Here is a 9,146-nt window from a genome sequence, read left to right as displayed (position 1 = left end):
GGAGGGGAACGTGCGTTTTCTACGCGCCGTCGTCATCATCGCAGTGATCCTGGGCGGGCTCTTCGTGGGCGCCGACCGCTGGGCGGTCGGCTACGCCGAGAACCGGCTCGCCGACCGCATACAGGCCCGGCAGGGGCTCGCGGGCAGCGCGGAGGTGGACATCCACGGGTTCCCGTTCCTGACCCAGGCGCTCAGCCACGACCTCGACCAGGTCGACGTCACCCTCAAGGGCGTCGAGGCCACCGCCGACGGCCGCAAGACCCGCCTCACCAGGCTCGACGCGGCCTTCCATGGGGTGAAGCTGAACGGCGACTACAGCGGCGGCACGGCCCGGCGCGCCGAGGGCACCGCCTTCGTCTCGTACGCGGACCTCACCGAGGCCTCGCAGACGGGAGTCACCGTCGCCTACGGCGGGACGCCGGGGAAGGTGAAGGTCACCGCCCGGCTGGAGTTCCTCGGGCAGAGCCTGACGCGCAGCGTCGTGTCGACCATCGCCCTCGCGGACGCCCCGTCCGGGAAGGGCAAGATCGTCCGGGTGCACGCCGACGAGGTGCCGGGCGAGGGGATCCCCGGCATCGAGCGCGTCGTCCGCAAGAAGACCGACTTCGACCGCAGCATCGACGGCGGGCTGCCGTCCGGCCTCCAGCTCTCGACGTTGACCTCGGACGAGCAGGGAGTGCACCTCTCGCTGTCGGGTACGGACGTGGTGCTGGCCGGCCAGTAGGACGGCCCGGACCGCGCGGAGGTGACGCCGGTGGACCGCGGGGCGACCCGCACGGGCGAGGTCTTGGCCGGATCGTGAGACGGATGGTCCGATCCGCAGGAGAGCGGGCCGCCGCGACGAGCCCCGGAGGCCGGAAAGCGGCCTCCGGGGCTCTTCTTATCCCGCCATTCGGACGATCCTGTCTCGGAATATGACACACCGGTGACAGGGCGGCCGATTCGTCCCTACGATCCCTACCTATGAAGCATCAGCAGGCGGACCTCACGAAGCGGCGGGCAGTAGACCTGTGTCGCGTCGCCGCCATGCTCTGTCGCTCCATCTAGCGGTGTGAGCCCTTCCGCTCCACCGGCCGTCGACGGCCTTCCCCGCGTGACCGAATCCGCGACCCGCCCGGCTGCCCCCTGACGCCTCCCCGCGCAGGGCTCGACCGGCCGGTCGCCCGGAGCGCCGCGCACGAGCACCACCCCGCAGCAGCACCCGCACCGTCCCGCCGCACACTGCCCCGGAGGAGATCACCATGAGCCGCAGCGACGTCCTCGTAGACGCCGACTGGGTCGAGGCCCACCTGAACGACGCCAACGTCGTCATCGTCGAGGTGGACGAGGACACGTCCGCCTACGACAAGAACCACATCACCAACGCCGTCCGGATCGACTGGAAGAGCGACCTCCAGGACCCGGTCCGCCGTGACTTCGTGGACCAGGAGGGCTTCGAGAAGCTGCTGTCCGCCAAGGGCATCTCCAACGACGACACCGTCGTCCTCTACGGCGGCAACAACAACTGGTTCGCGTCCTACGCCTACTGGTACTTCAAGCTCTACGGCCACCAGGACGTCCGCCTGCTCGACGGCGGCCGCAAGAAGTGGGAGCTCGACTCCCGCGACCTGGTCGACGGCAAGGACGTCCCGAACCGCCCGGCCACCCAGTACAAGGCCAAGCCGCAGGACGCCACGATCCGCGCCTTCCGCGACGACGTCGTCGCCGCGATCGGCAACCAGAACCTGGTCGACGTCCGCTCGCCCGACGAGTTCTCCGGCAAGCTGCTCGCCCCGGCGCACCTCCCGCAGGAGCAGTCGCAGCGCCCCGGCCACGTGCCGAGCGCCCGCAACATCCCGTGGTCGAAGAACGCCAACGACGACGGCACCTTCAAGTCCGACGAAGAGCTGACCGCCCTGTACGAGGCCGAGCAGGTGGACCTGTCCAAGGACACCATCGCCTACTGCCGCATCGGCGAGCGCTCCGCGCTCACGTGGTTCGTGCTGCACGAGCTCCTGGGCCAGGAGAACGTCAAGAACTACGACGGCTCCTGGACCGAGTACGGCTCCCTGGTCGGCGTGCCGATCGAGCTCGGTCCGAACAAGTAACCAGCAGCACAAGCCCTCTCCAGGACAGGACAGAGAAACATGTGTGGAGCACAGATCGGCGGGCCCGACCTCGCCACGCTCAAGCCCGGTGAGACCGCCATCCAGGGCCAGGTGACCAAGGACGGCGAGCCCGTCAGCGGTTACGTGCGGCTGCTGGATTCGACCGGCGAGTTCACCGCCGAGGTCCCGACCTCGGCCACCGGCCAGTTCCGCTTCTACGCCGCCACCGGCTCCTGGACGCTGCGGGCGCTCGTCCCGGGTGCCCAGGCGGACCGTGCCGTCGTCGTCGCCGAGGCCGGCGGAGTGACGGACGTGGCGATCGCGGTCTGACCGCTGCTCCACGTACGACCGGCCGAAGGGCCGTACCCCAGGGGGTTGGACGCCACTGGAACGGGGTGCGGCCCTTCGTGCCGTTCCGGATCCGCCCTACCCTGGAGGTATGTACGCCAGGAGGCGCCGCGTCTACTTCCTGATGATGGGCGGTTGCCTGTTCCTCTTCGTCTCCGCCTGGGCCTTCGTGCGCCTGTGGTCGGTGGAGGCCGCCGTCGCGCTGTGCGTCGTCGCCATGGTCATCCCCCCGGTCGCCGCGATGATCGCGAACCGGCGCGGTCCGGAGGACCGCTGGTGGGACGACCCGTCGGGCGACCCCAAGTCCGACGAATGGTGGGACGAACTGGACGGAAAGCGGCGCCGGTACGACGGAAACGGCGACCCGAATCCACCGCAATAAAAATGTAATAAGAACGAGTACAACGGCCTCCTCCCACAGCGGGTCTTGGGTGTGCGCGGGCGAACGTACCTGCGCCGCCAGCCCCGTGGAGGGACCTCCTTGCAAGCAGAACAAAGCGTTCCCGAGCCGTCCGAAGACGCGGGGAATGCGACGGAGTCGGACACTCCCGAATTTCCCCCGAAAAGTTCCGGAACACCGGACACCGCCGTCGCGGTCGCGGGCACGCCGCCGCGCCGCCGGGGCAGCACGTCGCTCCTGATCGCCGCCGGCCTCGTCCTCGGCGCCGTCGTCGGCACGGCCACGGGTTACGTGGTCCAGTACGACCGCGAGCCCACCCCGCTCCCGCCCCTCGCACAGCAGTCGATCGACACCCCCGCTCCTCTCGCCCCGAACGCCGCGACCACCCGGCGCTCGATCGACGCGAACCGCTGGACCACGGCGGAGGAGGACATCGACAAGATGCTCGTCGACGCCCCCTCCGGCGCCGACGTCGCCTTCTCGGGGGCGCAGAGCGCGGACGAGTACGCGGCCGGCTACTACGACAAGCCGTCCGAAGGCATCGGCAGTCTCCTGCGGGACCGGGTGCGGCGCAACGCCTCCAGCCAGTGGAAGGACGGCCGGGGAACGTACGTGGAGATCCGGCTGAGCCAGTACCGGGACCGCATGGGCGCGGCGAACTTCCAGCGCTCCATGGACTACATGGCATGGGCCGACCACGCGGGCAACGGTGGCAAGGACCTGCCGGGCGTCCCGAAGGACTTCGGGCACATGTGGATCTACTCCAAGTCGGGGCAGGCCCGTGTCGTCGCCCGGCGCGGGGACATCGTGATGGACATCATCTACACGAACGCCGACGGCAAGGTGGACGAGGGCGCCCTCCTGGACCTGGCCAAGCGGCAGTGGGAGCGACTGTGAACGAGGAACAGGGCGCTGCCCCGGCCGCCCCCGACGCCGACGTGGCGCCCGCGCCGTCCGCCCGGCGCCTGGGCCGCCGCAAGACCGTGTCGCTCGTCGCGGGCGGGCTGGCCGTCGCCGTCCTCGCGGGCGGCGGCTTCTGGGCCTCCGTCCGGATGGACGAGGCCGACCGGACCGCACCGACCCGCTACTGGCTGCCGAACCCGCACCCCTCGCGCTCGGCGCCGCCGGTTCCCGAGGTGCCCCCGAACGAGCTGACGGCCAAGCTGCTGCCGGTCGACTCGTTCCACCTCCGTCTCGGACCGGACGTCGACCCCGCGGAGGGCAACGACTTCTACGTCTCCGGCGACCGCGCGCTCCAGACGTTGAAGGACTCCTGGACGGGCCTGTCCGCCGAGCAGCGCACCGAGCGGGACAAGGCGCTCGCCGACCTGAGGCTCAAGGGCGTGGCGGGCCGCAGCTACCAGCGGATCCAGGAGGAGGACATCTTCGAGGTGCAGCTGACCCAGGCCGACCCCAAGGCCGTGGCCGCCTTCGCCGAGACCTCCAAGAAGTTCCTGAAGGTGATCTCCGACGACCGGGCGGCCCCGAAGGTCGAAGGGTTCCCCGGCGCCGCCTGCGGGCTGCGCCGTGAGGGCTTCACGGAGCACAAGGAGGCCGAGAAGGTCGACACCATCCAGTGCGTCGCCGGCGAAGGGGACGTGTTCGTGACCTTCCGGATGTACGGGGCCGGCCAGCTGCGCGTGGCCGGCGCCGTCGAAGTCTTCCAAAAGCAGCTGAACCACCTGAAGTCCCCCGGGGAGTCCGTGTGAGCGAGCAGAAGACCACCGGGGCCCCGGCTCCCGGGGAGAGCGCGGCTGGGGACCCCGTGGAGGCCCCCGCTCCGGGGGCGGAAACCCCGGCTGAGGACCCCGTCGAGGCCCCCGCCCCTGCGGAAGCCGCACAGCCCCCGCACAGGGAGCGCCGCACGCTGCGCGCCGCCCTGCGCTGGGGCGCCGCAGTCCTCGCCTTCGCCGTCGCCGGCACGGGGACCGCGTACGGGTTGACCAGCCTCGAACGCACCGACGTACCGGGGCTCTCCACCCTCGGTGACGGCCGGTGGGAGTACCCGGTGCTGGCCAAGCCCACCCTCTCGGCCGGAGCCCCCCTGCCGGCGGGACGGGACAACACGGACGGCCGGCACTACGCCCCGCTGCGCAGCCTTCTGCTGCCCGCCCCGGCGGGCTCCCGGCCCGACCCCACGGTGAAGGCGGACAAGGCCGGGGTCGTGTCCGTCGACGCCTTCCTGGAGGAGTACACCCCGCGGGACCGGGAGAAGCTGCGGCCCGTCCTGGAGTACGAGGGCCTGATCCAGATCCTCGTCCGCGCCTGGACGATGCCGGACGGCACGCGCTCACGCGTCTACCTGCTGCGCTTCGCGTCCTCCGCGGCCGTCGGCACCTTCACCGGGTGCACCGTCAACACCTCCCTGAACGCAGCCGAGACCGTCATACCGGACCCGGAGTGGGGCAAGGGCGAAATCGACGACGAGACGGTCATCCCGCACAACGTCAACGTCAGCGCGTACGAGGAGGGCAAGCCGTACGCCGAGGAGCAGACCCGGCTGGGCTGCCTCCAGGCCGGTGACGTCCAGGGCGTGATCGTCCAGTCCCGCAAGGGCGGTGCGGCCGTCGTTCCCTTCCACCAGGCGCTGGTCCTGCAGAGCCAGCTGCTCGGCTGAGGGCGGGTACGGCCTACCTCACAGAGTGCGCCGGTCTCCGGGCCAGTAGGCTGGGGGACCGGCCCGTACACCGCACCGAATCCTCCGAGGAGCACCCCGTGCTTGAGGCAGTCTTCACTTCCCTGCTGATCCTGGTCTGCGTCGGCGTCCTCGCCTTCACCGGCCTGGCCGTGAAGAAGCTGTACCAGGGTCAGCGCTGAGCGTCCGCCGCGCCGACCGCCCCGGAACCCCTCACACAGATCGTCTGAGCAGACCATGATCCAGATCCCGTCCGACCTGAACCCGGGCCTCGTGCCCCTCGCCTTCCTCCTCGGTACCTGGGAGGGCGCGGGCGTCTTCGACTTCCCCGGCGAGGAGAAGTGCAACTTCGGCCAGGAAGTCGTCTTCGGCCACGACGGCCGGGACTTCCTGGAGTACACCTCCCGCAGCTGGGTCCTCGACGCCGACGGCAACAAGGTGCGGCCGCTGGAGTCCGAGTCCGGCTACTGGCGCATCGACAAGGACCGCAAGGTCGAGATCGTCATGGTCCGCGACCAGGGCGTCGTCGAGGTCTGGTACGGCGAGCTCGCCGACCAGAAGCCGCAGATCGACCTGGTGACGGACGCCGTCGCGCGCACGGGTGCCTCCGGCCCCTACAGCGGCGGCAAGCGGCTCTACGGCTACGTCAAGAGCGACCTGATGTGGGTGGGCGAGAAGGCCACCCCGGAGGTCGAGCTGCGCCCGTACATGTCGGCCCAGCTCAAGAAGGTCGTCACGCCCGAGGAGGTCGCCGAGATGGCGCGCAACCTCCCGGACATGCCGGACGACGGCATCGCGTTCTTCCGCTGAGCCGAAGGCCCGGCCCGAGGCCGCAGCACGGGCGAGAAGGGGACCGCGGGACCGCCCGCAGGTCCCCTTCGCGCGCTTACACTGGCCGGGTGGTGAGCACCGAGAGCACCGAAGGCACCGACTGGAAGACCGACCTGCGGCGGCGCGGCTACCGGCTGACACCGCAGCGCCAGCTCGTGCTGGAGGCGGTCGACGTCCTGGAGCACGCCACCCCGGACGAGATCCTCGTCCAGGTGCGCAAGACGGCCTCCGGGGTCAACATCTCCACCGTCTACCGGACGCTGGAGCTGCTCGAAGAGCTGGGTCTGGTCTCGCACGCCCACCTCGGGCACGGAGCCCCCACCTACCACCTCGCGGACCGGCACCACCACATCCACCTGGTCTGCCGCGACTGCGCCGAGGTGATCGAGGCCGATGTGGACGTCGCCTCCGAGTTCACCGAGAAGCTCCGTACCACCTTCGGTTTCGAGACCGACATGAAGCACTTCGCGATCTTCGGGCTGTGCGCCGGCTGCGCCGCCGAGCACCGCTCCGGCTCTGCCTGAGGCTCCGCCCGGGGCCCTGCCCGAGGGGCCGTACGCTTGGAGCCATGACCAGCAGCCCCTTGCTCCATCTCCCCGGCGCCGTACCGGCCGAAGGCCGCGACGAGGGCGTCGCCGCCCACTACGGAGAGCTGTACGGCGAACAGCGCGCCCTCGCGGACGGCCGGGGCTTCGTAGACCTCTCCCACCGCGGAGTCATCACCGTCACCGGACCGGACCGGCTGAGCTGGCTGCACCTGCTGCTCACCCAGCACGTCACCGACCTGCCGCCGGGGCAGGCCACCGAGGCGCTGATCCTCTCCGCGAACGGGCACATCGAGCACGCTCTGTACCTGGTGGACGACGGCGAGACGGTGTGGGCGCACGTCGAGCCCGGCACGCAGGAGGCGCTGATCGCCTACCTGGAGTCGATGAAGTTCTTCTACCGCGTCGAGGTGGCGGACCGCACCGCCGACTTCGCGGTCGTGTACCTGCCCGCCGGCTCCATCGCGGAAGTCGCGAAGGAGCTCGCCGTGCGCGAGACCCCCTACGGCCGCGACGTGTTCGTCCCGCGCGGTGACCTGGAGGCCTTCGCCGCGTCCCACGGCCCCGCCGCGGGCCTGCTGGCGTACGAGGCGCTGCGCGTGGAGGCGCACCGGCCGAGGCTCGGCCAGGAGACCGACCACCGTACGATCCCGCACGAGCTGGGGTGGATCGGCACCGCCGTGCACCTCCAGAAGGGGTGCTACCGGGGTCAGGAGACGGTGGCCCGCGTCCACAACCTGGGCAAGCCCCCGCGCCGTCTGGTCTTCCTGCACTTGGACGGCTCGGAGGTGCTGCTCCCGGCGCACGGGACGCCCGTACGGCTCGCCTCGGACGGGGAGGAGGGCCGGCAGCTCGGCTTCGTGACCACCGCCGTCCGCCACCACGAGCTGGGGCCGATCGCGCTGGCGCTGGTCAAGCGGAACGTGCCGGTGGACGCGCCGCTGCTGGTCGGCACGACGGCCGCCGCGCAGGAGGTCGTCGTCGCGCCCTGACGGCCGGGCTCCGTGCCCGCCGGGGGCGCGGTACCGGCCGGGGCACCCTCCCCGCCGGGACGCCGCCCCCGCCGGGGCTCCGTATACGACCGGACGCCGTATACGACGGGGACGTCCCGGACCGCTCAGACGTCGATGACGATGGTGAACGGGCCGTGGTTGGTGAGCGAGACGCGCATGTCCGCCCCGAACCGGCCCGTCTCCACGGTCGCGCCGAGCGCGCGCAGCTGCGCCACCACCTCGTCGACCAGCGGCTCGGCCACCGGTCCGGGCGCGGCCGCGTTCCAGGTGGGGCGGCGCCCCTTGCGGGCGTCCCCGTAGAGCGTGAACTGCGAGATCACCAGCAGCGGCGCGTTCACGTCGCTGCAGGACTTCTCCGCCTCCAGGATCCGCACCGACCACAGCTTGCGGGCCAGCACCGCCGCTTTCTCCGGCGTGTCGTCGTGGGTGACACCCACCAGGACGCAGAGGCCCTCGCCGACGATCTCCCCGACGGTCTCGCCGGCCACCACGACGCTCGCGCCGTCCACCCTCTGCACCACTGCTCGCATACCACCTGTGTACCAGGCGTGCACCCGTCCGGGGCCGATCGGGTGGCGTGGGACTGCGTCGGCACCGCGGTCAGTGGCACGATGCAATGAGGCGGTGCCCCCAGCACCGGTCGAGGGGACGGACACGAACGATGAACACCTCTGGTACCTCCGTACCTGTACCCGCGTCAGCCACGTCAGCCATGTCGGCCGCGCCGTCGGCGGGCCGCCCGCCCGCCCAGCGCAACGGCGACGGACCGGGACCGACCATCCCGGCCACGTCGCTCGGGCTGCGGGAGCTGCGCGCGATGCGCCGCGACGCCCAGCGCGACGAGGCCGATCTGAGTTACGTACGCAGACTCCTGCACGGCCGCATCGACATCCTGCGCGCCGAACTGGCCCGGCGTACCGATCCCGAGGCGCCGGTGGTGGACCGGCTCTCGGAGATCCTGGCGGACGCCCCGTCCAGCCGCAGCGCCTCCGCCCGGCACGTCACGCTCGGCACCCCGCAGAGCGAGGAGTCCCGGCTGCTGGCGGCCGAGATGCTGTCGGACGTGGAACTCTCCGACCTGGGCGCCCGGACCGACGCCGAGCTGCACGAGGCGATGGCCCGCCTCGTCCGCTACGAGCAGCAGGTCTCGCGGCGCAGGCAGCAGTTGCAGCGCATGGCGGACGACTCCAGCGCGGAGATCACCCGCCGCTACCGGGAGGGCGAGGCGCAGGTGGACGACCTGCTGGCGTAGTACGGGAGCCCGTGCGTCCGCGCGGAAAACCAGGA

13 protein-coding genes are annotated in these 9,146 nt (G+C 71.1%); 12 read left to right on the top strand and 1 reads right to left on the bottom strand.

What is annotated here, in order from left to right; all coding sequences use genetic code 11:
• Nucleotides 1-10 precede the first annotated feature (10 nt).
• The 11 genes from ACIA6C_RS10790 to ACIA6C_RS10740 all read left to right on the top strand — a co-directional run bounded on the left by ACIA6C_RS10790 (nt 11) and on the right by ACIA6C_RS10740 (nt 7,838).
• Nucleotides 11-724 carry a DUF2993 domain-containing protein gene (locus tag ACIA6C_RS10790; RefSeq protein ID WP_399274354.1) on the top strand — a complete coding sequence of 238 codons (714 nt, stop codon included), beginning with the start codon at nt 11-13 and terminating at the stop codon, nt 722-724.
• A 239-nt stretch (nt 725-963) separates the two neighbouring features.
• Complete coding sequence (locus ACIA6C_RS10785) at nt 964-1,047, top strand: putative leader peptide (protein WP_359921537.1); 84 nt, start codon at nt 964-966, stop codon at nt 1,045-1,047.
• A 194-nt stretch (nt 1,048-1,241) separates the two neighbouring features.
• The gene (locus ACIA6C_RS10780) at nt 1,242-2,087 is read left to right on the top strand and encodes a sulfurtransferase (RefSeq protein ID WP_399274352.1); all 846 of its coding nucleotides are present in this window, start codon (nt 1,242-1,244) and stop codon (nt 2,085-2,087) included.
• Nucleotides 2,088-2,126: 39 nt separating this feature from the next.
• Nucleotides 2,127-2,417: a DUF1416 domain-containing protein gene (locus ACIA6C_RS10775; protein ID WP_030030422.1), complete on the top strand. Its 291-nt coding sequence runs from the start codon at nt 2,127-2,129 to the stop codon at nt 2,415-2,417.
• Nucleotides 2,418-2,526: 109 nt separating this feature from the next.
• Nucleotides 2,527-2,817 (top strand): DUF3099 domain-containing protein, encoded by a 291-nt coding sequence (locus ACIA6C_RS10770; RefSeq protein ID WP_361138266.1) that lies wholly within the window; start codon nt 2,527-2,529, stop codon nt 2,815-2,817.
• Nucleotides 2,818-2,916: 99 nt separating this feature from the next.
• Nucleotides 2,917-3,732: a hypothetical protein gene (locus ACIA6C_RS10765; RefSeq protein ID WP_399274349.1), complete on the top strand. Its 816-nt coding sequence runs from the start codon at nt 2,917-2,919 to the stop codon at nt 3,730-3,732.
• Nucleotides 3,729-4,544 (top strand): hypothetical protein, encoded by an 816-nt coding sequence (locus tag ACIA6C_RS10760; protein WP_399274347.1) that lies wholly within the window; start codon nt 3,729-3,731, stop codon nt 4,542-4,544. Before ACIA6C_RS10765 ends, ACIA6C_RS10760 begins: the two co-directional genes overlap by 4 nt.
• Nucleotides 4,541-5,452, top strand: coding sequence for a hypothetical protein (locus ACIA6C_RS10755; RefSeq protein ID WP_399274345.1), 912 nt, complete (start codon nt 4,541-4,543; stop codon nt 5,450-5,452). Before ACIA6C_RS10760 ends, ACIA6C_RS10755 begins: the two co-directional genes overlap by 4 nt.
• 255 nt (nt 5,453-5,707) lie before the next feature.
• A complete protein-coding gene (locus ACIA6C_RS10750) occupies nt 5,708-6,280 on the top strand; it encodes an FABP family protein (RefSeq protein ID WP_366079648.1) in 573 nt (190 codons plus the stop codon).
• An 89-nt stretch (nt 6,281-6,369) separates the two neighbouring features.
• Nucleotides 6,370-6,825 (top strand): transcriptional repressor, encoded by a 456-nt coding sequence (locus ACIA6C_RS10745; protein WP_361138257.1) that lies wholly within the window; start codon nt 6,370-6,372, stop codon nt 6,823-6,825.
• Between the two features lie 44 nt (nt 6,826-6,869).
• Nucleotides 6,870-7,838 (top strand): folate-binding protein, encoded by a 969-nt coding sequence (locus tag ACIA6C_RS10740; protein ID WP_366079647.1) that lies wholly within the window; start codon nt 6,870-6,872, stop codon nt 7,836-7,838.
• 125 nt (nt 7,839-7,963) lie between these two features.
• Here ACIA6C_RS10740 and dtd read toward each other — a convergent pair whose 3' ends face one another.
• Nucleotides 7,964-8,389: a D-aminoacyl-tRNA deacylase gene (dtd, locus tag ACIA6C_RS10735; protein ID WP_361138253.1), complete on the bottom strand. Its 426-nt coding sequence runs from the start codon at nt 8,387-8,389 to the stop codon at nt 7,964-7,966.
• A gap of 182 nt (nt 8,390-8,571) precedes the next feature.
• Here dtd and ACIA6C_RS10730 point away from each other — a divergent pair, with 182 nt between their 5' ends.
• Nucleotides 8,572-9,111 carry a hypothetical protein gene (locus tag ACIA6C_RS10730; protein ID WP_366079646.1) on the top strand — a complete coding sequence of 180 codons (540 nt, stop codon included), beginning with the start codon at nt 8,572-8,574 and terminating at the stop codon, nt 9,109-9,111.
• The last annotated feature ends 35 nt before the right edge of the window (nt 9,112-9,146 follow it).

The organism is Streptomyces sp. NPDC051578, assembly GCF_044454045.1.
Classification (GTDB): Bacteria; Actinomycetota; Actinomycetes; order Streptomycetales; family Streptomycetaceae; genus Streptomyces.
Note: the sequence above shows the minus strand (reverse complement) of the source record. Positions and strands in the feature narration are given on the sequence as shown.